This window comes from Stenotrophomonas sp. CFBP8980 (assembly GCF_034046095.1).
Lineage (GTDB): Bacteria > Pseudomonadota > Gammaproteobacteria > Xanthomonadales > Xanthomonadaceae > Stenotrophomonas > Stenotrophomonas lacuserhaii.
In genome coordinates this window covers 1,178,876-1,202,364 of the sequence record NZ_JAXCXF010000001.1, presented here as the reverse complement: position 1 = coordinate 1,202,364, position 23,489 = coordinate 1,178,876, and the positions used below count along the sequence as shown (strand labels likewise).

General features: G+C 67.1%; 19 protein-coding genes. 7 read left to right on the top strand and 12 right to left on the bottom strand.

Going from position 1 to position 23,489, the window contains the following annotated elements; genetic code table 11:
- Positions 1–52 precede the first annotated feature (52 nt).
- Positions 53–2,032, bottom strand: coding sequence for an alpha/beta hydrolase family protein (locus SOM47_RS05305; RefSeq protein ID WP_320504956.1), 1,980 nt, complete (start codon positions 2,030–2,032; stop codon positions 53–55).
- A 144-nt stretch (positions 2,033–2,176) separates the two neighbouring features.
- On the bottom strand, positions 2,177–2,812 hold the full coding sequence (locus SOM47_RS05300) for a LysE/ArgO family amino acid transporter (RefSeq protein WP_042614668.1): 636 nt from the start codon (positions 2,810–2,812) through the stop codon (positions 2,177–2,179).
- A gap of 133 nt (positions 2,813–2,945) precedes the next feature.
- Between SOM47_RS05300 and SOM47_RS05295 the strand changes: the two genes are divergently transcribed.
- The 4 genes from SOM47_RS05295 (at position 2,946) to SOM47_RS05280 (ending at position 9,302) form a co-directional block, all read left to right on the top strand.
- Positions 2,946–3,851: a LysR family transcriptional regulator ArgP gene (locus SOM47_RS05295; protein WP_320504955.1), complete on the top strand. Its 906-nt coding sequence runs from the start codon at positions 2,946–2,948 to the stop codon at positions 3,849–3,851.
- Positions 3,852–4,033: 182 nt separating this feature from the next.
- Positions 4,034–5,740 carry a malate dehydrogenase (quinone) gene (gene mqo / locus SOM47_RS05290; RefSeq protein ID WP_320504954.1) on the top strand — a complete coding sequence of 569 codons (1,707 nt, stop codon included), beginning with the start codon at positions 4,034–4,036 and terminating at the stop codon, positions 5,738–5,740.
- 219 nt (positions 5,741–5,959) lie between these two features.
- Positions 5,960–8,116 (top strand): TonB-dependent siderophore receptor, encoded by a 2,157-nt coding sequence (locus SOM47_RS05285; RefSeq protein WP_192083117.1) that lies wholly within the window; start codon positions 5,960–5,962, stop codon positions 8,114–8,116.
- 238 nt (positions 8,117–8,354) lie between these two features.
- A complete protein-coding gene (locus tag SOM47_RS05280; protein ID WP_042614676.1) occupies positions 8,355–9,302 on the top strand; it encodes a nucleoside hydrolase in 948 nt (315 codons plus the stop codon).
- A 195-nt stretch (positions 9,303–9,497) separates the two neighbouring features.
- On the opposite strand, the gene SOM47_RS05275 is transcribed toward SOM47_RS05280, so the two are convergent.
- The gene (locus SOM47_RS05275; RefSeq protein ID WP_320504953.1) at positions 9,498–10,739 is read right to left on the bottom strand and encodes an MFS transporter; all 1,242 of its coding nucleotides are present in this window, start codon (positions 10,737–10,739) and stop codon (positions 9,498–9,500) included.
- Positions 10,740–10,923: 184 nt separating this feature from the next.
- Between SOM47_RS05275 and SOM47_RS05270 the strand changes: the two genes are divergently transcribed.
- Positions 10,924–11,889: a TIGR03571 family LLM class oxidoreductase gene (locus SOM47_RS05270; RefSeq protein WP_414715757.1), complete on the top strand. Its 966-nt coding sequence runs from the start codon at positions 10,924–10,926 to the stop codon at positions 11,887–11,889.
- Here SOM47_RS05270 and SOM47_RS05265 read toward each other — a convergent pair.
- Positions 11,855–12,994: a metallophosphoesterase gene (locus SOM47_RS05265; protein ID WP_320504951.1), complete on the bottom strand. Its 1,140-nt coding sequence runs from the start codon at positions 12,992–12,994 to the stop codon at positions 11,855–11,857. The genes SOM47_RS05270 and SOM47_RS05265 overlap by 35 nt on opposite strands.
- 376 nt (positions 12,995–13,370) lie before the next feature.
- Between SOM47_RS05265 and SOM47_RS05260 the strand changes: the two genes are divergently transcribed.
- Both SOM47_RS05260 and SOM47_RS05255 read left to right on the top strand, forming a co-directional pair.
- On the top strand, positions 13,371–14,033 hold the full coding sequence (locus SOM47_RS05260) for an NAD(P)H-binding protein (RefSeq protein ID WP_320504950.1): 663 nt from the start codon (positions 13,371–13,373) through the stop codon (positions 14,031–14,033).
- A 33-nt stretch (positions 14,034–14,066) separates the two neighbouring features.
- Positions 14,067–14,909: an isocitrate lyase/PEP mutase family protein gene (locus SOM47_RS05255; RefSeq protein ID WP_320504949.1), complete on the top strand. Its 843-nt coding sequence runs from the start codon at positions 14,067–14,069 to the stop codon at positions 14,907–14,909.
- A 27-nt stretch (positions 14,910–14,936) separates the two neighbouring features.
- On the opposite strand, the gene SOM47_RS05250 is transcribed toward SOM47_RS05255, so the two are convergent.
- The 8 genes from SOM47_RS05250 to SOM47_RS05215 form a co-directional block, all read right to left on the bottom strand.
- The gene (locus SOM47_RS05250) at positions 14,937–15,641 is read right to left on the bottom strand and encodes an MOSC domain-containing protein (RefSeq protein WP_320504948.1); all 705 of its coding nucleotides are present in this window, start codon (positions 15,639–15,641) and stop codon (positions 14,937–14,939) included.
- The gene (locus SOM47_RS05245; RefSeq protein WP_042612428.1) at positions 15,638–16,345 is read right to left on the bottom strand and encodes a FadR/GntR family transcriptional regulator; all 708 of its coding nucleotides are present in this window, start codon (positions 16,343–16,345) and stop codon (positions 15,638–15,640) included. The genes SOM47_RS05250 and SOM47_RS05245 overlap by 4 nt, the downstream gene beginning before the upstream one ends.
- Before the next feature lie 82 nt (positions 16,346–16,427).
- Positions 16,428–18,275, bottom strand: a complete 1,848-nt coding sequence (locus tag SOM47_RS05240; protein ID WP_320504947.1) for an NPCBM/NEW2 domain-containing protein — start codon at positions 18,273–18,275, stop codon at positions 16,428–16,430.
- Between the two features lie 11 nt (positions 18,276–18,286).
- The gene (locus SOM47_RS05235) at positions 18,287–19,849 is read right to left on the bottom strand and encodes a sodium/sugar symporter (protein ID WP_320504946.1); all 1,563 of its coding nucleotides are present in this window, start codon (positions 19,847–19,849) and stop codon (positions 18,287–18,289) included.
- 82 nt (positions 19,850–19,931) lie between these two features.
- The gene (locus SOM47_RS05230; protein ID WP_042612425.1) at positions 19,932–20,810 is read right to left on the bottom strand and encodes a 2-dehydro-3-deoxygalactonokinase; all 879 of its coding nucleotides are present in this window, start codon (positions 20,808–20,810) and stop codon (positions 19,932–19,934) included.
- Entirely contained in the window at positions 20,807–21,724 is a 918-nt protein-coding gene (locus SOM47_RS05225; protein ID WP_052811783.1) for an SMP-30/gluconolactonase/LRE family protein, read from the bottom strand. Before SOM47_RS05225 ends, SOM47_RS05230 begins: the two co-directional genes overlap by 4 nt.
- Before the next feature lie 2 nt (positions 21,725–21,726).
- On the bottom strand, positions 21,727–22,875 hold the full coding sequence (gene dgoD / locus SOM47_RS05220; protein ID WP_042612423.1) for a galactonate dehydratase: 1,149 nt from the start codon (positions 22,873–22,875) through the stop codon (positions 21,727–21,729).
- The gene (locus SOM47_RS05215; RefSeq protein ID WP_042612422.1) at positions 22,872–23,486 is read right to left on the bottom strand and encodes a 2-dehydro-3-deoxy-6-phosphogalactonate aldolase; all 615 of its coding nucleotides are present in this window, start codon (positions 23,484–23,486) and stop codon (positions 22,872–22,874) included. The genes dgoD and SOM47_RS05215 overlap by 4 nt, the downstream gene beginning before the upstream one ends.
- Between the last annotated feature and the right edge of the window lie 3 nt (positions 23,487–23,489).

The following is a 23,489-nucleotide window of genomic DNA, read 5'->3' as shown; positions in this document are numbered from 1 at the left end:
AAAAAGGGGGACGGAGGGAATTAATCGAGATTAATTCCCTCCGTCCCCTTTTTCACGGTGCGGCCGGCTTCGGCGCGGCCGCCTTGTCACCGCCGAGGTTCTGCGACAGGAACGCCAGCAGCTTGCCGTAGTACTCGCGACGGTTGGCATCGACGTAGAAGCCGTGCCCTTCGCGCGGGTAGTACAGGCTCTCCACCGGTACGCCGGCCTTCTTCAATGCCGCTTCCATGCGTTCGGTGTGCTGCACCGGGGCACGCTGGTCTTCGCGACCCGCCGCCAGGAACACCGGCACCTTGATCTGCGATGCCAGGTTGACCGGCGATACGTCGCGTACCTTGTCGGCCGGGCCGATCCATTCGCGCAGGTAGGTCTCCCCGGACATCCGCTGCTGGATGTCGCCGCGGCTGTGCATCATCGGCAGGTCATAGACCCCCACGTAACCGGCGGCACAGCGGTACAGGCCAGGTTCCTTCGCCGCGCCCATCAGCGCCGCATAGGCGCCGTAACTGGCGCCGTAGACGCAGATCTTCGCCTTGTTGGCGACGCCTTCGCTGATCGCCCAGCGGGTTGCATCGGTCAGGTCGTCCTGCATCGCCATGCCCCACTGCTGGGCACCGGCCTGTTCGAATGCACGGCCGTAATTGCCGGAACCGCGGAAGTTCATCTGCAGCACGGCATACCCGGCACTGGCCAGCATCTGCGCCTGGCTGTCGTAGGTCCCATCTTCGAAGATGCCGAACGGCCCACCGTGGGGCAGCACCACCATCGGCAGGTTCTTCGCCTCACGCCCGTGCGGGGTGGTCAGGAAGCCGTGCAGCGGCAAACCGTCACGTGCCTTGACGGTGATCGCGCGGACCGGCGCGGTCTGGGCCGGGTCGATCCAGGTACTGCGGCTGACCACGTGCTGGGCCGCCTTCGCCTTCTGGTCGTAGATGAAGAAATCACCGGGATTACGGCCGGAGAACGTCTCCACCAGGACCTTGTTGCTGTCGCGCGTGCTGGACGTGATGAAGACCGCGTCCCCGCCGAAGGCCGATTCCAGGCTGCGATACAGCTTGGCGTCGGCAGAGGTCTCGTCGAAGAAGCGGGTGCGCGGTGTATCGCCGAGGAACAGCGCGCCCACGGGCACCGCGGTGCCCGGTCGGTAGATCAGCCGCGCCGGGTCGACCATCGGGTCGCGCAGCAGGTCCTTGCGCTCGCCACTGGCCGGATTCCAGCTGACGATCTTGTCCGGTCCCGCAGGCTGTTCCACGTTGAGGTAGGCCAACGCACCGTCGGCGGAGAACCCGATCGCGCGCTCGATCCGCTTGGACACCGCCTCGTCGTTGACCAGCTTCCAGTTTTCATTGTTGCGGTCGCGGTAGAACAGCTTGTTGACGTTGTCCGAACCGGCACCCAGCGCGAAGCGCGCATTGCCTTCGGCATCGGTGGTGAAGTCGGCACGCTGCACCGGCGAACGGGTCACCGGGATGCGGCGCCCACTGGTCACGTCCATCCGCTCCAGGCGCGTGTACGGGTCACCGTTGAACGACGTCACCGCGATCAGCACGTGCTTGTCATCGCGCGGCAGGTCATCGCTGAGGAACGCCGCGACGGCCTCGGCCTTCTTGCCGGAAATGCGCGTGCCGGTGTTGCCGCCGGTCACCCGGTAGCCGACCAGCAGCTCACCGCTGGTGATGTTGGCACGCAGGGAATACAGCTCACCGGTGCGCTGCGGCTCGTCGAGCGAACCGAACTTCTGGCCCAGTTCGATCAGAACCCGGTCGTCGCTGACCCAGTCGAAACGCGCGGCATGGTTGTTCTCCGGCGGCACGAAGCGCCCTACGATCTGGCTGTCGGCCACGCGCAGGATGGCGACGGCGGTCGACTTCTCAAGCGGAATGGTTGCCGCGTAGTAGTCGCCGTTCGGCGACAGCTTGAGATCGGTGAAGCTGTCGCGCTTGAGGAACGTGTCCAGGTTTACGTCCGCTGCCGTTGCCATCATCGGCAGGGCCATCGCGGCGATCATCGCCGCCAGTATCGTCTTGCGCATCCTTATCCCGCCCCCTGCGGACACCATGTCCGCGACCGGGCGATTGTAAACAGGAGGTGAACGAATTGGGAATCAGGAAAACCTGAAAAAAAGGGCAGCACCGTTTCCGATGCCGCCCTGCACACCCCACCTTGGAGAGTGGAATCAGTTCACGCCACGGACCGCCAGGGTCAGCGCGAGGATGCTCAGGATCACCGCGATGGTGCCGTCCAGCACCCGCCAGGTGCCTGGCTTGTTGAACAGCGGCGCCAGCAGGCGGGCGCCCAGGCCCTGCGCGGTCAGCCACAGGCAGCTGGCGGTGACCACGCCGGCCGCGTAGGCCATGCGGTCGTTGCCGAAGTTTTCAGCGATGGAGCCGATCACCATCATGTCCAGCCAGAAGTGCGGGTTGATCAGCGAAAAGCCGACCGCGGCCATCAGCACGGCACGGCGGCTGCCGTCATCGCTTTCGGCCTCGCCCATGCCACCGCCGCCGGCGATCGCACGCCGCGCCGACTTCAGCGCGTACCACGCCAGGAACGCCACGCCGGTCCACAGCACGGCGCTGGTCAGCCACGGCGCGGCCTGGATGAGGGTGCGCAGTCCGGCCACGCTGGCGAAGATGAACACCGCATCGATCGCCGCGCAGGTCGCCACGACCGGCACGATGTGCTTGCGCAGGATCCCCTGGCGCAGGATGAAGGCGCTCTGCGCGCCGACCACGGCGAACAGGCCGATGCCGGTGGCGGCGCCACTGAACCAGGCCGCAAGGCCGGTGCTGGCGGAAATGATCGAGAACATGGGAACACCTCGTGGAGCAGGGAGCGGTGCCTCGCGAAGGCGGACAGCACCGGGTACGGGGTGCATTGTCGCGTTGCACCAATCTCAAGAAAAGCTAAACTTACTTAAGCCTCTTTAGCAGAACTTAATCGCCATGCGCGTCGACCATGCCCAGCTCCGCGCCCTCGCCGCGGTCATCCGCGAAGGCAGCTTCGACCGCGCCGCGCAGGCGCTCAATGTCACCGCTTCGGCCGTTTCCCAGCGGGTGAAAGCACTGGAAGACCGCGTCGGCCGGCTGCTGGTGAAGCGGGGCGCACCGGCTACCGCCACCGCCGAGGGCCAGGTGCTGGTGCAGCTGGCCGAGCAGACCGCCCTGCTGGAACACGATGCGCTGCACCGCATGGGGCTGGCCGACGAGGACCTGCCGCAGGCCAGCATTCCGGTGGCGGTGAACCATGACAGCCTGGAAACCTGGTTCCCACAGGCCGCCCAGCAGTTCGCCCAGGTCACCGGCACCACCCTGGACCTGCGCGTGGAAGACCAGGACCACACCGTAGAACTGCTGCGCCAGGGCACGGTGCTGGGCGCGGTGACCACGCTGGACGAGCCGGTGCAGGGCTGCCAGATCCATGCCCTGGGCAGCATCCGCTACGCGGCCACCTGTACCCCGGAATTCCGCGACCGCCATTTCGGCAAAGGGGTGAGCGCGCAGGCGCTGGCCGAGGCCCCGGTGCTGGTGTTCAACCGCAAAGACGACATGCAGGCGCGCTTTGCCCGCCGCATGGCCGGGGTGGAAGTACCCAACACGGCGCCGACCTGGTGGATTCCCTCCACCCGCGCCTTCGTGCAGGCCAACCTGGGCGGGCTGGGCTGGACCATGAACCCGCTGCCGCTGGTCAAGCGCCACCTGGATGCCGGACGGCTGGTCTACGTGCGCCAGCGCGCCTGGGAAGACGTGCCGCTGTACTGGCAGCACTGGAAGGGCGATGTGCAGACGATGGCCCTGCTGACGCGGGCGGTGCTGGGAGCCTCGACCGCGCTGATCCGCCGCAAGCGCTGAGGCTTTGCCGGGTCGGGCCGGCCGCCCGCTACCTCCCGCAGGATGCTGCGTCGCACCAAATCCGTACCGTAAAGGGGTAAAATCCGACACTGGTTGCCGTGGGCGGCTCTATCCTGACGCGTTTTCACGCGCCGTACCTGTCCGGCACGCATCCTGATTCCCTCCCCAAACGAATCGTTCCCATGAAGAAATTTGGCAAGGCTTTAGTCGCCCTGCTCGTGCTGCTGTTGGTGGCGTCGGTACTGTTCCTGTACTGGCCGCTCACCACGCGCTCGGTGCCGGCGGCAAGCAACGAAAAACCCGTCGATGTGGTCCTGGTGGGCGCTGGCATCATGAGCGTCACCCTGGCCACCTACCTGCAGGAACTGCAGCCGGACTGGAACATCCAGATCTACGAGCGGCTCGACGGCGTGGCCCAGGAGAGCTCGGATGGCTGGAACAATGCCGGCACCGGGCACTCGGCATTCGCCGAGTTGAACTACACGCCTGAGCTGCCCGATGGCAGCATCGAGACCAAGCGCGCGGTCGGCATCGCCGAACAGTTCGAGATATCGCGCCAGTTCTGGTCGCACCAGGTGCGCCAGGGCCGCCTGAGCCAGCCGAGCGATTTCATCAACGCCACCCCGCACATGAGCTTCGTGTGGGGCGATGACAACATCAACTTCCTGCGCAAGCGCCAGCAGGCAATGGTGAAGAACCCGCTGTTCTACGGCATGCAGTACTCGGAAGACCCCGCGCAGATCAAGGCGTGGGCACCGCTGCTGATGGAAGGCCGCGACCCGAACCAGAAGGTTGCCGCAACCTGGATGCCGCTGGGCACCGACGTCAACTTCGGCGTGATCACCCGCCAGCTCACCGACGGACTCAAGCGCAGTCCGAACTTCGGCCTGCATCTGGGTCATGAAGTGAGCGCGCTCCGCCAGAACGACGACAAGACCTGGAACGTGACCGTCAAGGACCTCAAGTCCGGCAACGAGAGCACCACCCACGCGCGCTTCGTCTTCATCGGTGCCGGTGGCGCCGCGCTGAAGCTGTTGCAACTGTCGGGCATCCCGGAGTCGAAGAACTACGGCGGTTTCCCCGTCGGCGGCCAGTTCCTTGCCTTCAAGGACCCGGCGATCGCCTCGCGCCATGGCGTCAAGGCCTACGGCATGGCCGAAACCGGTTCGCCGCCGATGTCGGTGCCGCACCTGGATTCGCGCAAGCTTGATGGCAAGCCGGTGGTTCTGTTCGGACCGTTCGCGTTGTACAGCACCAAGTTCCTCAAGCACGGCTCGTGGTTCGACCTGTATTCGTCGGTCACCCACAGCAACGTGGCGCCGATGCTGAACGTGGGCGCGGACAACCTGGACCTGGTGAAGTACCTGATGAGCCAGGCCCAGTTGAACGACGATGACCGCCAGGCCGAGCTGGTCAAGTACTACCCCAACGCCAAGCGCGAGGACTGGACCCTGGTCACCGCCGGACAGCGCGTGCAGATCATCAAGAACGACCCGGAAAAGGGCCCGCTGCTGCAGTTCGGCACCGAGATCGTGACCGACAAGGACCACACCCTGGCCGCCCTGCTGGGGGCGTCGCCGGGTGCCTCGACCTCGCCGCCGATCATGCTCGACCTGATGGCCAGGGCCTTCCCGGACGAGATGAAGGCCGGCTGGGAAGCCCGCCTGCGCGAGATCGTGCCGTCCTACGGCCGCAAGCTCAACGAGAGCCCTGCCCTGACCAACGAGATCCGCACGCTGACCAGCCAGACGCTGAAGCTGCCGTTCCTGGACGTACCGGCTGACGTGGCCCAGCCGCCCGCCATTCCGGCGACCGTGGCGCGCCCGGCTGAAACGCCGCTGCCGCCGCAGGAAAAGCGCAACAGGAACGAGGAAATGCAGGCGCTGTAAGCCTGCGCCCCGCTTCCGGGAACACGCCAACGGCCACCTTCGGGTGGCCGCTTTTGTTTCCGCTTCTGTAGCGGACGACCTTGGTTGTCACACCCCCGCCAGAAGATGAGAATTGTAAAGTTGTCGATAATCATTTACATTTGTGCGCCTATCGACCGGCTGTCGGCGCCTTCCGCCGGCCGTGCCCTGCCCGCCTTCCCGTCTTCCCTCGAAGCCGCCATGACTGCCATTCTCTCGTTCCGCCACGCACCGTTGACCGTTGCCCTGCTGGCTGCGCTGTCCACCGCGCCTGCCTTGGCCGATACCGTTGCCGATGCCAGCGCCGCCCCGGATGCCAAGACCCTCGACGAAGTCAGCGTGCGCGGCAGCCGCGCCGTTGCGTCCAGCACCACGCGCCTGCCCATCACCCTGCAGGAAACGCCGCAGTCCAGCACCGTGATCGGCCTGGAGCGCCTGCAGGACGAATCGCTGTTCAGCGTCAACGATGTGATGCGCAACGTCACCGGCGTCAACGTCTCCTTCTACGACACCCAGCGCCCGCTGTACTACGCGCGCGGGTTCGCCATCACCGATTTCCAGGTGGACGGCCTGCCGACCTACAGCGGCTCGACCAACCAGGAATACGACACCGCCTTCTACGACCGCATTGAAGTGATCCGCGGTGCCAACGGCCTGCTCAGCGGCGCCGGCGTGCCCTCGGCCACGGTCAACCTGCTGCGCAAGCGCCCGGGCAAGGACTTCGATGCCTCCTTCGCTATCAGTGCCGGCAGCTGGGACTTCCGCCGCATGCAGGCCGACGTCAACGCGCCGCTGACCGCCGATGGCCGCTTCCGCAGCCGCGTGGTCGCCGCCTGGCAGGACAAGGACTACTACTACGACCGCTACAGCGAGGACAAGATGTCCGGCATGGCGGTACTGGAAGGCGACCTGACCGACTCCACCACCGTCACCGTCGGCTTCCAGACCCAGGACAACAATCCCACCGCCACCACCTGGGGCACGGTGCCGTTCTTCAACAGCGACGGCAGCTTCGCGCACCTGCCGCGCAGCACCAACCTGGCCCCGGACTGGGCCAGGTGGCAGCGCCAGACCAGCACCGCGTTCGCCAACCTGGAACAGCGTTTCGGCGAAAACTGGCTGCTGAGGGTCAATACCGCCTACACCCGCGGCAACGTGCAGAACGTGCGCGTGTACGGCAGCGGGTATCCGGATGCGACCACCGGCGCAGGCATCTATCTGCTGGGTGCAGCGGGCGAGACCGATGACACGCGCAAGGGCGTGGACGTCTATCTGTCAGGCACCTTCGGTCTGTTCGGCCGCGAACACGACGTGGTGTTCGGTGGCAGCTTCTCCGACCTGCAGTCCACCGCCTGGACCATGACCCCCACCGGCGGCTGGCGCTACGACATCCCCGACATCCACGCCTGGGATGGCAATGCGCCGGAGCTGGTGGTCAACCGCACCGGCGCGCACCGCGATGCGCGCACCACGCAGCGCGGCGTGTACGCATCCACCCGCCTGCGCCTTGCCGAGCCACTTTCGCTGATCGCCGGCGCGCGCCTGAGTTCGTGGGAAACCCGCACCCGCGCGTACAACATCGCCAACACCTACACCGCCACCAGCGGCGCCTACAAGGTGGATGACGAAGTCACCCCGTACGTGGGCCTGGTGTATGACATCACCCCGAATGTTTCCGGGTATGCCAGCTACACCGAGATCTTCAATCCGCAGAACTACAAGGACCGCAACGAGAACCTGCTGGCCCCGGTGGAAGGGTCCAATGTCGAGGCAGGCATCAAGTCGCAATGGCTGGACGGCCGCTTCACCGCCAATGCCGCGGTGTTCGAAGCGAAGCAGGACAACTACGCCGTGCGCGATGCCAGCGTGCCGGACGGTTCGCTCAGCGATGGCAGCTCGGCCTACATCGGCATCAACGGCACCAAGGCGCGCGGCTGGGAAATGGACCTCAACGGCGAGATCCTGCCGGGCTGGACGGTCAATGCCGGCTTCACCCACGTCAAGGTGACCCGGGCAGCGACCGACCTGCTGTACGCGAACCTGCCCGAAGACTTCCTGCAGCTCAACACCAGCGTGCGCCTGCGCGGTGCCTGGGAGCGCCTGACCCTGGGCGGTGGCGTGCAGTGGCAGAGCAAGGTGCAGGGCTTCAACGTGCCCTACCCCCCGGGCGGCACGGTGACGGTCAACCAGCCGGCGTATGCGCTTGTGCAGTTCAACGCCAACTACCGCATCAGCGACAGCTGGACGGCAACGCTGAGCGTGCGCAACGCGCTCGACAAGACCTACTGGGCCAACCTGGACTACAACAACTACGGCGAACCGCGCTTCGTGGCCTTCAGCCTGCGCTGGAAGTACTGATACCGCCCTCGGTGGGTGACGAGTCGCTGGTCGTCATTCCCATCCCGCTGCGCTCGCCGAGCATGGCTCGGCGCTACCGCCCGCTGATCCTGCCGCTGGTGGGTGACGACCGCTGGTCGTCAGCCCCCGCCCGCCGAGCCCGCCTGTCATCATGTCCGGACACTTGAGACACTACGCTACGGGCAGCGCCGCTGGGCGCGCCCCGCACCACCCCGGACGGAAGAAGAACAACAACATGATGCACAACGTTATTTTTGATACCGACCCGGGCGTCGACGACGCCCTGGCGCTGCTGTACCTGCACAAGCACCCGCAGGTGAACCTGCTGGCCGTCACCACGGTGTTCGGCAATGCCGCCGTCGAATCGACCACCCACAACGCGCTGTTCCTGAAGCAGGCCTGGGGCCTGGATGCCCCCGTGGCGCGCGGCGCCGCCGGCCCGCTGCAGCCCGATGCCCAGCCCGAAGCCTGGCCAGTGCACATCCACGGTGACAACGGCCTGGGCAACCACCCGGTGCCGGCGCAGCTGGACGTGGCCGCCGATCCGCGCAGCGCGCACCAGCTGATCATCGACCTGGTCCGTGCGCAGCCGGGCCAGGTCACCCTGGTCGCCGTGGGCCGCATGACCAACCTGGCGCTGGCCCTGCGCGAAGCGCCGGATATCGCCTCGCTGGTGCGCGGCGTGGTGATCATGGGAGGCGCCTTCCATGTCAACGGCAATATCACCCCGGCCGCCGAGGCCAACATCTGGGGCGACGCTGAAGCCGCCGACATCGTGTTCACCGCCAGCTGGCCGGTGACCGCCATCGGCCTGGACGTCACCACCCAGGTGGAGATGGACCGCCACGGACTGGATGCACTGGCCCACGCCGGTGGCGCCGATGCGGACCTGGTGCGTGCGCTGTCACAGGACTATGTGGACTTCTACCTGCAGGCCGGCCACAAGGGCATGGTGGTGCACGACTGCTGTGCCTGCATCGCGCTGACCCGTCCGGAACTGTTCGACTTCGAACATGCCAGCGTACGCGTGGCCACCGATGGCGTGGCACGCGGAATGACCATCCCCAAGCCGGCCGGCATGGCCTTTGGTCCCAGCGTGTGGGATGGCCAGGCGATGCAGTCGATCGCGATCGGCGTGGATGCCAGCGCCGTGTTGGCGGACATCGAAAGAACCCTGTCGCTGTAACGGTAGGGAGGGCCGCTGGCCGTCCTGCTTTTGCCTGCCGCTGCGCTCGCCGAGCATGGCTCGGCGCTACCACGGTAGGGAAGGCCGCTGGCCGTCCTGCTTTGCCTGCCGCTGCGCTCGCCGAGCATGGCTCGGCGCTACCACGGTAGGGACGGCCGCTGGCCGTCCTGCTTTTGCCGTCCGCTGCCTTCGGCGCTACCGCAGCGGGCGGGTCTCCGGCAGGCGCCACAGCACCGGCAGCACCAGCAACGCGACGATGGCGATCATCGCCCCGGGCGCAGCGTTCCACCCGCTGCGTTCGACCCACCACTGTGCCAGCCACGGTGTCGCACCACCGAATACCGCCGTGGCCATGGTCACGCCGAGCGCCAGCCCGCTCAGCCGGCCTTCGCCGGGGAACTGTTCGGCCGTGGCCGAGGCCGCCACTGCACTGATGCCACCGGCCACGCAGGCCAGGACGACCGCTGCAGCGACTACTCCCAGCGTCGATGCCTGCGCCATCCACGCGAACATCGACAGCGGCAACAGCGCCGACAGCAGGGTCAGCCCCAGCAGCAGCGGCCGTCGTCCGAATCGGTCCGACAGCAGCCCGAACAGCGGCGTGGCGAGGATCACCGCCACCGCGGCGATGGTCGACAGCCACAACGCCTCGCCCTCCCCTCGCCCATTGGCGTGCAGGAATGCCGGCACATAGGTGATGCCCACGTAGTACGTGATCGAGCCCAGCGCAGAGATCGCGAAGGTGCGCGCCACTGCCCCCGGATGAGTGCGCAGGATCTGCCGTATCGGCGCACTGGGCACGCTGCCTTCGCGTTGCTGGCGTTCGAACTCAGGCGATTCGTGCATGCCCGAACGCGCCAGCAGGATCAGCAGCGCCAGTGCGGCGCCGACGAAGAACGGGATACGCCAGCCCCAGGTATCCAGGTCCGCCGGCGGCAGCAGCGCCACGGTCAGCGCCGACAACGCAACCGCCAGCAGCGCCCCGACCTCGCTTGCCGCGGACGCCAGCGAGGTCACCAGGCCGCGTCGCCGCGGCGGCGCGCTTTCCAGCAGGTAGGCGACCACGCCGGTGTATTCGCCGCCCACTGAAAACGCCATCACGCAGCGCAACGCCAACAGCAGCACCCCGGCACTGGCACCGATCTGCGCATGAGTGGGCAACAAGGCCGTGGCCAGCATCGCCGCAGCCATCAATGCCATCGAAGCGAGCAGCATCCAGCGCCGTCCCAAGCGGTCGCCAAGATGGCCGAAACACAGCGCACCCAGCGGGCGCATCAGGTAGGACACCGCAAAGCCGGCAAGCGTGGCCAACAGCGCGGTCTCGCCGCCGCCGAAGAACACCCGCGAGAGCACGGTGGCGAAGTACAGGTACAGGGTGAAGTCGTACCACTCCACGACGGTGGAGAGCGCCGCTACCCACATTGAGCGGCGATGCATCGCACCGCTCGCGCCTGCTCCCCGATGCTGCATCCGACAGCCTCCATTCCAGAAGCGGCCACCCTAGCGCAGCACGGGTGAAGGAGACCCCACACGACAGTGGCCTGCAGCATTCCACTGCAGGTGGCGCCCGCTGCACGGCGTTGCAGGTAGGCTGCAGTCCTCGAAGAAAGGGACACCGCCCGTGCCGGGACATAATGCCGTTTACGACACACTCTTCGCTCCGGGCCATCTCACACTGGGATTGATGACGCCCTTGGGCAGCGATGCCGGTGCGCAGCCGGATCCTGTCCAGGCACAGGCGCTGGCGCGCCTGGCCGAAGCACAGGGCTTCGCTGCGCTGTGGGCGCGCGATGTCCCGTTGATGGTGCCGCAGCGGTCGCCTGGGGACACCGCTGCGCCACAGGCCAGTGCCGTCGATGACCCCTTCGTCTGGCTCACCCTGCTCGCCGCCGCCACCTCGCGCATCGCCATCGGACTGGCCGCGGCGGTGCTGCCGCTGCGCCATCCGCTGCACATCGCCAAGGCCGCCCTGAGCCTGGAGCGTGTGTCGAACGGGCGCTTCGTGCTGGGCCTGGGCTCGGGCGACCGGCCCGAAGAGTTCGCCGCCTTCGGCGCCGTTCTGGAGCAGCGCGCGCAGGTGTTCCGCGAACGCTGGCCGCTGCTGCGCGCGGCACTGTCGCCGGACGTGCAGGAGCGTGCGCTGATGCTGCAGCAGGTGGGCTATCCGGTACTGCCCGCGCCTGCCGCACGCATTCCCATGCTGGTGGTGGGATCGGCGCGGCAGTCCCTGCAGTGGATTGCCGAACATGCCGACGGCTGGGCCACCTACCACCGGGAAGAAAGCACGCAGGAAGGCCGGATCGGACTGTGGCAGCACGCCCTGCGGCAGAAGCTCGGCAGTGCACGCAAGCCCTTCGTGCAGTCCGCCCAGCTGCAGCTGCTGGAAGATCCTGCAGCGCCGGCTACGCCGCTGGAGCTGGGCCTGCGTGGTGGCAGCGCTGCCGTCCGGGACTATCTGCAGCGCATGCACGCCCTCGGCGTGGACCACGTGATGTTCAGCCTCAGTGGCGGGCGACCTGCCGCCGAGATCATCGAACAGATCGGCGCGGAGATCATTCCCGCGCTTTCGGCGCAGCCTTCAGGGTGATCAGGGTGATCTCCGAAGGCACGCCGATGCGCGCGGCAAAGCCCGGCCACAGACCCGCGCCGTTGCTCACGTACAGGGTCATGTCGCCCACCTGGTAGCGGCCGGATACATAGCCGCCGTTGGCCCGCTTCACCAGCTGGTCCATGCCGATGATGTGGCCGCCGTGGGTGTGGCCGGACAACTGCAGCTTCACTCCGCGCGCCGCGTTGGCCTGCGCCTCGCGCGGGCGATGGTCGAGCAGGATCACCGGCGCCTGCGGATCAGCGCCGTGCAGCGCGGCTGCCAGGTCCGGCTGCGGCAGGTCGTAGCGCTCTGCCACCGGATCGGTGACACCGGCGATGGTCAGCCCCGCATCGCCACGACGCACTTCGGTATGGGTGTTTTCCAGCACCTGCATGCCCAGTCCGCGGAAGGCCTGCATCCACTCGGTGTACTGCGCGTAATACTCATGGTTGCCGGTGATGGCGATGACGCCGTCCGGCGCCTGCAGGCCACCCAGCGGCTGGAAATCATCTGCACGGGCGGTGACCGTGCCATCGATGAGGTCACCGGTGATGACCACCAGGTCCGGCTTCAGCGCGTTGCTTTCGGCCACGACCCTGCGCACCCAGTCGCCGGTCAGCAGGCGGCTGGCATGGATGTCGGTCAGCTGCAGCACGCGATAGCCATCGAAGGCGGCTGGTAGTCCGGCGATCTCCACCTCGATGCTGCGCGGCTTGGGCACCGCCATGCCCTGGCTGACACCGAAAATGCCAAGCGCCAGCGCGGTGAGGCCGGCGATCGGCCGCAGCCAGCGCGCGCGCAGTGCAGCGGTCGCCCTGGCCGAGCGCAGCAAGCGCGCAAGCAGCAGCGCGGCATCCAGCAGCAGCAGGAACAGCGCCCCCAGCAGCAGGGCGGTGAAGCCGGTGGCGAGCACGGCGATGACCATCTTCGGAATTTCCGGCGAAGCCATCGTGCCGGCGAACTGGGCGACGATGCGATGGTGCAGGGCCATGCCGAACACCAGCACGGCAAGGAGAAGGCGCGCGGCCAGTGGCAGGCGCAGGGGCCAGACCAGGCGCAGCACGATGTACAGCGCGAGAACGGAAGCGATGACACTCAGCACGGTGGGGGTTCCAGGGGGAGCAGTGGGGAGGTTAGCCGTGCATCGTGACTGATTTCGTCTCCGGGGTTCCAGTGCGGAAAGCAGTGTTCTGTGGCGAACGGCTGGGCCCCTCGCGGGCGGCGGTTGACGTTGTTACTGGGGGTTGGGCCGGGCAGGTGGGGTTGGCAGGACACGCCGCAAGTACGTCCTTGTAGGCTGCGTCGCCGCATCCATGCGGCTCAGCGTCCTGCCAACCCCACCCGCCCGGCCCATGACAGGTTCACTGCGCAGGCCGCGTATGGGAGGAAAAAAGAAGAGAGCACCATGCCGGCCGCTACAGGGAGGCAACGTTGGGTGGGGCATGGTAGGGGTTCCTTTCCTCTGTGGAGTGCCCGGTATGAGCCAGGTCTTTGTTGTGGGTGCGGCTGGCAAGGTCGGGCGGCACCTGGTGCGGCAGTTGGCGGAGCGGGGGCATCGGGTGCGGGCGCTGCATCGCAGGGCCGAACAGGCCGATGCGCTGCGGGCCGATGGCGCGGTGCCGGTGTGCGGGGACCTGCAGCAGTTGGATGCGGTGGGGTTGGCGGAAATGCTGGCCGGTAGTGACGTGGTGGTGTTCTCTGCCGGCGCCGGCGGCAAGGGCGGTGCGGAGGCCACGCGTGCCATCGATGGCCACGCGCTGCAGGTCGCGGTGGATGCAGCGCGGCGTGCCGGCGTGCAGCGCTTCCTGCTGGTCTCTGCGTTTCCCGAGGCCGGCCGGGGCAAGCCGATGTCGGACACCTTCGAGATCTATATGCAGGTCAAGAAGCAGGCCGACGTGTACCTGGCCGCCTCCGGGCTGGAGTGGGTGATCCTGCGGCCGGGCACCTTGTCCGATGCCGAAGGCAGCAAGCTGGTAACGGCCGGCCCGGCCATCGCCTACGGCGAGGTGCCGCGTGCCGACGTGGCCGCTACCCTGGTGGCATTGGTCGAGCGCCCCGGCATCACGCGGGCGATCATCGAGCTGACCGCGGGCACCACGCCGGTAGGCGATGCGCTGCACTATCTTGCTGCGCAGTCCTGATACTTCCCTCCGCCGCCCACCAGGCCTTCATCCATGACCACACCCGATACCAGCGAACGCCGACGACAGTTCCGCGCGTTGCACCAGCACGGTTGCTTCGTACTTCCCAATCCATGGGATGCCGGCAGCGCGCGCTACCTGCAGAGCGCCGGCTTCAAGGCACTGGCCTCGACCAGTTCCGGCCATGCCTGGAGCCAGGGCAAGGCCGATGGGGCTGAGGACCTGGAGCAGGTACTGGCGCATCTGCGCGAGATGGCCGCTGCCACGTCGCTGCCGTTGAACGCGGACTTCGGCGATGGCTTCGGCGCGGCGCCGGCCGATGTCGAACGCGCCGTCCTGCGCGCGATCGATACCGGCGTGGCAGGCCTGTCCATCGAAGATGCCAGCCCGGATGCCTTCCAGCCGCTGCGGCCCCTGGATGAAGCACTGGCCCGGTTGCGTGCCGCGCGCGCGGCGATCGACCGTTCGGGTGCGGACGTGATGTTGATCGGTCGTGCCGAGAATTTCTTCGTCGGCCAACCCGACATCGACGACACCCTGCTGCGCCTGCGCGCCTACGCTGATGCGGGCGCGGACTGCCTGTATGCACCGGGCATCGTGCAGCGCGCGCACATCGAGGCGGTGGTGGCCGCGGTGGCACCGAAACCGGTGAACCTGCTGGTCGGCGGCCCCAGTGCGTTCACCCTGCAGGACATCGCCGCGATGGGCGTGCGGCGGGTCAGCCTGGGCGGCGCACTGGCACGGGCGGCCTGGGGCGGTTTCATGCAGGCCGCGCAGTTGCTGCAGGAACAGGGGAGCTTCGCCGGACTGGAAGGTGCGGCGTCGGGGGCTACGTTGAATGCATTGTTCGAGCGGCCCCTGCACCGCGATGCCTGATGCAGGCCGCCGAGCACGGCTTCGGCGCTACCCGGGCTCCGGTCCCTGCAACCTTGAATGCCAGGATTCCACTTCGTTGCGCTGCAGCCGGTTGGACAGCAGCTTCTTCCATGATGCCGTCAGCGGCAGTTGGCTGGCTTCCTCCAGCACGCTGCGCTCCAGGGTACGGTCGAACAGCACATGGCCGAGCCGGCGCAACGACCAGTCCGGGCACTGCCGCTCCACCACGGTCATCGCATCACCCGGTGCCACCTGGCCACCCTCCAGCACCCGGTAATACCACCCGGTGCGGCCGCTGGACTGCATGCTGCGCGCCACGTCCGGCAGGCCGAAGCGGTCGTTGAGCTTCCAGCACGGCTGCCGCCCCTGCGACACCTGCAGCGTGGCCGTGCCGACCCGGATCACATCGGCCAGGTGGATCGTGTCTTCGGTCCAGCCCGTGCTGGAGAAGTTCTCGCCGAAGGCGCCGCTCCCGTCCAGCAATGGATGCCGGTGCGCCCCGCGCCAGAACGCGTAGTGATCGAACGGATAATGATGGATCGCTTTTTCCGGACCGCCATGCACCCGGCGATCGCCCTGTTCATCACCTTCGATGCCTTCGGCATGGATACGCACCGGCCCGCTGACCGGTACTTTGGCGATCGCGCTGCAGCTTCCCGGACGCGTATAGGGGACCGCGCGTCCGGTATGGATCGCATCCAGTGCCACCGCGGGCGGAATCGTGCAGTTCATGGAGACGGCGCCTGCCTGCGCAGGTTGCTGCGGGAATCGGCAATCATTTCCAGCATCGCCTGCCGGGCCTGCTCGGGCTGCTGCGCCGCGATGGCCTCATGCACGCGCGCATGCCGCGGCAGCGAATACTTGAAGTCCGCATCGGCCTTGCGCGCGGACAGCAACAGGTAACTGCCCAGTGCGGTTTCGATCACGCTGAACAACGGTCGCAGCAGCGCATTGCCGGTCGCGTCCAGCACGGCGTGGTGGAAGCGCAGATCTGCCGCTGCCCAGGCCTCCATGTCCTCTGCCGCCGCCATCGCCTCATACGCTTGGCCGATACGCGCCAACTGCGCATCGGTACGCCGCTGCGCGGCCAAGGCGGCCGCTGGCGGCTCGATCAGTTCACGCATCTCGGCCAGTTGTTCGACGAACTCCAGCGTGGGCAACGCCGCGCCGTGCCAGGACAGCACGTCCGGATCCAGCAGGTTCCAGTGTTCGGCCTCGCGTACCCGCGTGCCGATCTTCTGGCGGGTTTCGATCAGCCCCTTGGAACCCAGTACACGCAGCGATTCGCGCAGCGCGGTGCGGCTGACCTGCAGCTGCGCGGACAGCAGTTCTTCGCGCGGCAGTATTTCCCCGGGCTTGTACTGGCCGGCCACGATCAGCTTGCCGAGCTCGTGCACGATCTGCCCATGCAGGCTACGACTGGATGTCGCCATCATGTCCAGACCTGGTCGGGGGCGCGTGGGGGTTGCATGGCGCAAGTATAGACCGACCCCCTACGCGCCCCCTGCAGGCCTGCCATCACTGCAGCGTCGCGCCGGCCCAGGCCACCACCGGCGTGCGGGCGCCTTCTCCCACGGTCGCCGCTTCGGCCACCAGTTCCAGCACCTGCACGCCCTGCACGGCTACCTCGATCCGTGCCGGCGCCTGCCCGCGTCGCACCGGCGCGCTGGTGAACAACGGCTTGCCGTCCCCGTAGACCTTGAACACCACGGTGCCGGACGCAGCCGCCGCACTGTCATCCACGCCCGCCAGCGCGGTGAAGCGCTTGTAATGGCTTGACGCAAGCACCTCCAAGCGCGAATTGGCGTGGATGCCGATACCCCGCGCGTACGCCGTGCCGGCGATGCGCAGCGGCCCGCCCTGCGGTGTGCGGTCCACCCGCGGGGTACCCGATACCTCGGCCGGCCGGGCGCTGTAACCGGGCAGGCCGTCCACCGCCACATGGATGCGGCCGGTGATCTCCCCCAGTGATGTGCCCTCGCTCGTATCGGGCGTGCCGCTGACCTTCAACAGCACCGCGCCGTGGGCTGGCAGGGTGAATGCCATCCCGCCGTCGGTGGCTGTGACGTCGCGTTGTTCCCACAGATCACGCGCCCGGATCGGGGCGGCGTCGCTGAGCAGCATCTGCGCGGCGGTGACCCGTGCCTCCACCGTTGCTTCGCCCCGGTTGAACAACAGCACGCCGCGTTCGCCGCGGGCGGACAACGGCTTGACCAGCACCTGCAGCGGTCCCTCGCTGGCGACGATCCGGCCCTGGTTGCCGGCCGGATCCTGGTTCATTGCGATCACCTCCGGATTGGACAGCAACGCCACCTGCGCCGGGGTGGCATGGTTCAGGTCGAAGCCCACCAGCAGCGGCGCCGCCAGGATGGCCCATATCGAAAAATGCGTGCGCGCTTCGGTCATGTGGTCGGCACCGAATTCGCCCAGTCCCACCGCCAGCATGTCCGGATCATTCCAGCGCCCCGGACCGGCATACAGTTCCCGGCGCGATGCAGTATCGAAGTTGTGCAGCATGCTTTCCCAGGTCATTTCGATGTCCGGGCTGGTGCGCCACAGGTTGCCGTGGCGGCCGCCCCAGTTGCCCACGCCGGCTTCTCCCCATGGGCAGATCGACAGCACGAAATCGTTGTCCGGGTTGACCTGTGCCAGCAGCCTGCCGACCCGCGCATACGCGCCTTCGACCTTGTCCGCATCGGTGGCCTGGGCATCGGCACGCACGATCAACGGACGCCCTTCGCGGTAGGTCGCGCTCGCCAACGCCTTGCTGCCCTGGCCGAAATCAGCCAATCCACAAGCGTCGACCTTGATGTAGTCGAACCCCCATTCCCCGAACATCGTGGCCAGGTCGCTGGCCTCGAAGCCCTCCAGGCCGATCTCGCGCTGCGCTGTCGTGCCGACCGGAAGATTCGGGCTGTGCGCATCATGTGCCTGCGAGCACGCATTGCGCCCCACATCGGTATACAGGCCGGCCTTGAAGCCCATCGCATGCAGGTGGTCGGTCCACGGCCGCAGGCTGGGCACACCGCTGCGGCTGGCCGCCATCGGGAACATGCTGGTGCGGATCTGGATGCCGCCGTCGGCGCGGCGCTGCAGCCACCAGCCGTCGTCGATGTTGATGTAGCGGTAGCCGGCCTGCTGCATGCCATTGCGCTTGATGGTCTCTGCCACCGACAGGATCTTGTCCTGGGTGACTTCGGTACGGAACGCATTCCACGGGTTCCAGCCCATCGGCGGCGTCGCAGCGGCGCCATGTCCATACACGCTGAAGCGTCCGCTGGGTTGCAGGTCTTCGCGGGGCTCGGCGGCGATGCCGGACAACGGAGCCAACGCCAGGGCGACGGCAAGCAGGGTCTTGCAGGTCATGCTCTCTCTCCTCACCAGAACAGGGTGTACAGGGCAACCAGGATCGCGACGACCGCCATGGCCCCCACGTTGAAGGACGTGCGTGTTGCGTACACCACGTCGTCGGTGCGCACCACGTCCTTGGCCGGCGCGGCAGGCGTGGCCAGCGATACGCCTACCGCCAGCAGCAGTGCCAGCAGGAACACCAGGCCGACACGATCAATGAACGGCAAGGAAGGCCACGCCAGCTTCAGTACGATCGACAGCACGAACGAGCCCACCGCCGCCGCCAGCGCACCGGCTTCGTTGGCCCGCTTCCAGAACAGGCCCAGCAGGAAGATCACCACGATGCCCGGGGTGAAGAAGCCGGTGTATTCCTGGATGTACTGGAAGGCCTGGTCGAAGCTGCCCAGCAACGGCTTGGCTGCCAGGATGCCCAGCACCACCGTGACCACGGCGGCGAGGCGGCCCACGCGTACCAGCGTGGCCTGCTCATGCGGGCCCTTGCGCTGGGCGTAGAAATCCAGGGTGAAGATGGTCGCCACCGAATTGATCTTGGACGCGAGCGAGGCCACGATCGCCGCCACCAGTGCAGCGAACACCAGCCCGAGGATGCCGGTAGGCAGCAACCGCATCATGGTCGGATAGGCCTGGTCCGGCGCGTCCAGGCCCGGCGCCAGCATCACCGCGGCGATGCCCGGCACCACCACGATGACCGGCATCAGCAGCTTCAGGAAAGCAGCGAACAGTACGCCCTTCTGCGCCTCGCCGATGTCCTTGGCGGCCAATGCGCGCTGGATGATGTACTGGTTGAAGCCCCAGTAGCTGATGTTCATGATCCACAGCCCACCGATCAGCACGCTGATGCCTGGCAGGTCCTTGTAGAACGGATTGTCCTTGCTGAGGATCATCTCGAAGTGGCCCGGATGCGCCTCCCAGAGGCGATGGAACCCGGCCACGATGCCGGCGCCCTCGCCCAGCTGGCTCAAGGTCAGCCCGGTCACCAGCAGCCCGCCCAGCACCAGCAGCGACACCTGCACGATGTCGGTCAGCGCCACCGCCTTCAGGCCGCCGTAGAGCTGGTACAGCAGCGCGAACACGCCGATCAACACCACCGCCAGCATCTGGTCCATGCCAGTGACCTGGCTGACCGCGATCGCCCCCAGCCACAGGATGGAGGTGACGTTGACGAACACATACAGCCCCAGCCAGAACACCGCCATCAGCGTGCGGATGCGGGTGCCGTAACGTTGCTCCAGGAACTGCGGCATGGTGTAGATGCCATTGCGCAGGAAGATCGGCAGGAACCACTTGCCGACGATCAGCAGGGTCAAGGCGGCCATCCACTCGTAGGAGGCAATGGCCAGGCCGATGGCATAGCCGGAACCGGACATGCCGATGATCTGCTCGGCGGAGATGTTGGCAGCGATCAGCGAAGCGCCCACCGCCCACCACGGCAGCGACTTGCTGGCCAGGAAATAGTCCTTGGCATTCTTGGTGTGGCCGGCCTTTTCCCGCGAAACCCACTGCGCCAGCACGAATACAGCAGCCAGGTAGACCAGTACGATGGAGGTATCGAGCACCGAAAGTTGCATGTCCTGCTTCCTTGAGGCGGGTGCCGGGATCTGTCACCGGCGTTCGGAGTGGAAAGAAGTAACCGTTGCGCCTGGCTTGCGCTTACATCGGCAGCTCACGTGCACGGGCAAGCAGGTACAGACCCTGCGCCACGCTGTCTTCGGCATGCCGCGTTGCCGCCCGTCCCTGCAGCGCCAGTGCGCAAACATAGGCATCGGCCAGGCCATCGGAGGCCATCACGTGCAGCGGCCCACCCTCGGCATCGATGGCCTGCAGTTCACTGCCGATCAACAGGCCGGACAGATAGCTGGCCAGCTGCGCAGGCTGCAACTGGTCGAACAGCGCCCGGGTGCGCACGCTGAACAGCTGGTGCAACAAGCTGCCATCGCGCGCGGCCATCGCCACGCCCTCGGCAAAGGCGGCCGCATCATGCGGCGCGTCCACCATCATCCGGCCGAGCAGGCTGTGCTGGCGCAGTACCGCGAACAGCTCACCGGTCATGTAGGTGCTGAACTGTTGGATGCGCCCGTCCACCACCTGCGCGTGCTTGCTGTGGGTACCCGGCAGCACGACAGGATGCGTGCCCGGCCCCAGCACCGGCAGCAACGCGCACAGCTGGGTCTCTTCGCCGCGCATGACGTCCGGTACGCCGTGCACGTCCACGCAGCTGAGGCCCGGCACCAGCCACAGTTCGCGCTCGATGGCAGCGTCGTTCAATCGCTGCATTCCCGCCGCGATCTCATGCAGCCCCGCCGGGGCCTGCACATAAGGCACCTCCCTCCAGCCCTGGCGGCTGCCCACCATCCCCGCCATCACCACCAGCGCATCGTCCCAGCCGTGGATCAGTGCCTCCAGCACCTCGGCAAATCGTCCATTGGCGTTCAACAGCCCCTGGTCGGAGCGACGGCTGTCCACCGTCTGCCCGTCGCGGTCCAGGCGGAACGCGCGCAGGCTGGAGCTACCCCAGTCGATGGCGATCATGCGTCTGCGAACCGGACGTCAGGCAGGCCACGCACGCCATCCAGCACGGCCGTGAACACACCTCCGCTGGTCGGCAGCGCGTGCAGTGCGGCAGCATCCAGCCCATCCCGTGCGGAGGTGACATACAACGTGCCCAGATCCTCGCCGGCAAACGCCACGCAGGTCGGTTGCGATGCAGGCACCGGCACGCGCAGTTCGACCTCACCGGCGGCGGCGTAACGCACCACCTGCCCCGCGGCCCATTGCGCACCCCACACCCGTCCATCGGCATCCACGACGGCACCGTCCGGCTCGGCCCCGCCTTCGATGACCGCGAACACGCGTGGCTCGCTGACCGTGGCCGTGGCTGCGTCGTAGCCGACGTGCATGATCCGTCCCTGCAGCGAGTCGCAGTAATACATGCCCCGCCCATCGGGATCGAAACAGATCCCGTTGGCGATGGCCACCGGCTCCAGGGCCAGCGCACGCAGGCCCTGCCTGAGCGAGTACTGGTGGAAGCGCGCCGTCCGCGCATGCGCGGGATCTTCGTTGATGCAGCCGAAGACAAAGTTGCCGCTCCGGTCCAGGCGGCCATCGTTGATGCGCATGGCCGCCCCCTCCATCGGCACGTCGACCAGGTGGTCACAGGACAGACCGGTACCGGCAGCGTGGCGGGTGGGATCACCGAGGTACAGTGCGTCTTCCATCCCCAGCAGCAACCGGCCTGACTCACACAGCGCCAGCGAACCTACCCGCCCCGGCGTGCTCCACCACTGGGTACTGCCCGCGTCCGGGCTGCCGCGCCAGATGCGCCGGCCCTTGATGTCGGTCCACCACAGCACCCGTTCGCGCGCGCACCAGACAATGCTTTCGCCCAGCGTGCAATGGCTGTCGAACGCCAGCGCGGCGGTCGGCAGGGTCCGGCCCTCGCCCATGCTTACCATTCGGCCACGCTCCCGTCTTCGTGCCGCCACAGTGGATTGCGCCACTCACCGGCGCGGCGCGCGCGTTCGATCACCACCGCTTCGTCGATCTCCACGCCCAGCCCCGGCAGGGTAAAGGGCAGGATCGAACCGCCGTGCATGGTGAAGGCGTCCTTGTTCCTGACGTAGTCCAGCAGCTCGCCATCGGCGTTGTAATGGATGCCGATGCTCTGTTCCTGCAGCACTGCATTCCAGCTGGCGAAATCCACGTGCAGGCATGCCGCGAGTGCCACCGGCCCGAGCGGGCAATGCGGCGCCAATGCCACGTCATGGGCTTCGGCCATCGCGCCGATCTTCATGCATTCGGTGATGCCGCCGGCATGCGACAGGTCCGGCTGCACGATCGACAGGCCGCCGCCGGCGAACACGCTCTTGAACTCGGTACGCGAGAACATCCGTTCGCCGGCTGCCAGCGGAATGGCGGTGTGTTCGGCCAGCCGCGGGTAGTATTCGGCCTGTTCGGCCAGCACCGGTTCTTCGATGAACAACGGGCGGTACGGCTCCAGTTCGCGGATCAGCGTCTTGGCCATCGGCCAGCCGACGCGACCGTGGAAATCCAGCCCGAATTCGATGCTCTGCCCGAACGCCTCGCGTATCTCGGCCACCTTGGCCACCGCCGCATCGATGGTGCGGCTGGGCGCCAGCAAGGGCATCTCTTCGCAGGCGTTGAGCTTGAAGGTGTCATAGCCCAGCGCCACGCGTGCCCGGATCTGTTCGATGATATCGGCCGGCCGGTCACCGCCCACCCAGCAATAGGTCTTCATGCGGTCACGCACCAGCCCACCCAGCAGCTGGTACACCGGCACGCCGAGCGTCTTGCCCTTGATGTCCCACAGCGCCTGGTCGATGCCGGCCAGCGCGCTCATGAACACCGCACCGCCGCGGTAGAAACCGCCGCGATACATCACCTGCCAATGGTCGTTGATACGCGCCGGATCCTTGCCGATCAACTGCTCGCCCAACTCGTGCACGGCGGCTTCGACCGTGCGCGCACGGCCTTCGATGACCGGCTCTCCCCATCCAATCACGCCTTCATCGGTCTCGATCTTCAGGAACATCCAGCGTGGCGCCACGCGGTAGGTGCTCAGGCGGGTGATCTTCATGCGTTCGCACTCCGCAGGGCAGCAACGAAGGCGTCCGCATGGCCCGCCGTGGTGGCTGCATCCTGGCCCGGGCGATACAGCTCACCGCCCAGCCCGGCGCCGGCGCAGCCGGCCTGCAGGAACGCGGCCAGGTTGTCCGTCCCGATGCCCCCTACCGCATACAGTGGCACGTCTACCGGCAGTACGGCCTTCAGCGCACGCACATAGGCAGGGCCAAAATGTGCCGCGGGGAAAAGCTTCAAACGCTGCGCACCGGCGGCCAAGGCCGCGAAGGCCTCGCTGGCGGTGGCAAACCCGGCGGCGATATCCAGTCCACGCGAACGTGCATGCGCGATCACCACCGGGTCGGTGTTCGGCGTCACCATCAGCCGCGCGCCGCTGTCCGCCAGGCGGTCCACATCGGCGATGTCCAGCACCGTGCCGGCGCCCACCTCGGCGTGGCCGTCGGCTTCCTGCAGGGCCAGCTGCACGCTGCCCAGCCAGTCCGGCGAGTTGGTGGGTATTTCGATCTGGGTGATGCCGGCATCGATCAACACGCGCACGTGCGCGCGCACCTCGGCCGGGGTGATGCCGCGCAGGATGGCGATCAGCGGAAGCGGGGAATGGGTCATGGC

Coding starts and splice junctions, on each gene's coding strand:
- SOM47_RS05275 (WP_320504953.1), bottom strand. CDS start 10,739: ATGCATCGCCGCTCAATGTGGGTAGCGGCGCTCTCCACCGTCGTGGAG.
- mqo (WP_320504954.1), top strand. CDS start 4,034: ATGAAGAAATTTGGCAAGGCTTTAGTCGCCCTGCTCGTGCTGCTGTTG.
- SOM47_RS05280 (WP_042614676.1), top strand. CDS start 8,355: ATGCACAACGTTATTTTTGATACCGACCCGGGCGTCGACGACGCCCTG.
- SOM47_RS05300 (WP_042614668.1), bottom strand. CDS start 2,812: ATGTTCTCGATCATTTCCGCCAGCACCGGCCTTGCGGCCTGGTTCAGT.
- dgoD (WP_042612423.1), bottom strand. CDS start 22,875: ATGAAGATCACCCGCCTGAGCACCTACCGCGTGGCGCCACGCTGGATG.
- SOM47_RS05215 (WP_042612422.1), bottom strand. CDS start 23,486: ATGACCCATTCCCCGCTTCCGCTGATCGCCATCCTGCGCGGCATCACC.
- SOM47_RS05285 (WP_192083117.1), top strand. CDS start 5,960: ATGACTGCCATTCTCTCGTTCCGCCACGCACCGTTGACCGTTGCCCTG.
- SOM47_RS05255 (WP_320504949.1), top strand. CDS start 14,067: ATGACCACACCCGATACCAGCGAACGCCGACGACAGTTCCGCGCGTTG.
- SOM47_RS05240 (WP_320504947.1), bottom strand. CDS start 18,275: ATGACCTGCAAGACCCTGCTTGCCGTCGCCCTGGCGTTGGCTCCGTTG.
- SOM47_RS05295 (WP_320504955.1), top strand. CDS start 2,946: ATGCGCGTCGACCATGCCCAGCTCCGCGCCCTCGCCGCGGTCATCCGC.
- SOM47_RS05235 (WP_320504946.1), bottom strand. CDS start 19,849: ATGCAACTTTCGGTGCTCGATACCTCCATCGTACTGGTCTACCTGGCT.
- SOM47_RS05225 (WP_052811783.1), bottom strand. CDS start 21,724: ATGGGCGAGGGCCGGACCCTGCCGACCGCCGCGCTGGCGTTCGACAGC.
- SOM47_RS05305 (WP_320504956.1), bottom strand. CDS start 2,032: ATGCGCAAGACGATACTGGCGGCGATGATCGCCGCGATGGCCCTGCCG.
- SOM47_RS05260 (WP_320504950.1), top strand. CDS start 13,371: ATGAGCCAGGTCTTTGTTGTGGGTGCGGCTGGCAAGGTCGGGCGGCAC.
- SOM47_RS05250 (WP_320504948.1), bottom strand. CDS start 15,641: ATGAACTGCACGATTCCGCCCGCGGTGGCACTGGATGCGATCCATACC.
- SOM47_RS05230 (WP_042612425.1), bottom strand. CDS start 20,810: ATGATCGCCATCGACTGGGGTAGCTCCAGCCTGCGCGCGTTCCGCCTG.
- SOM47_RS05245 (WP_042612428.1), bottom strand. CDS start 16,345: ATGATGGCGACATCCAGTCGTAGCCTGCATGGGCAGATCGTGCACGAG.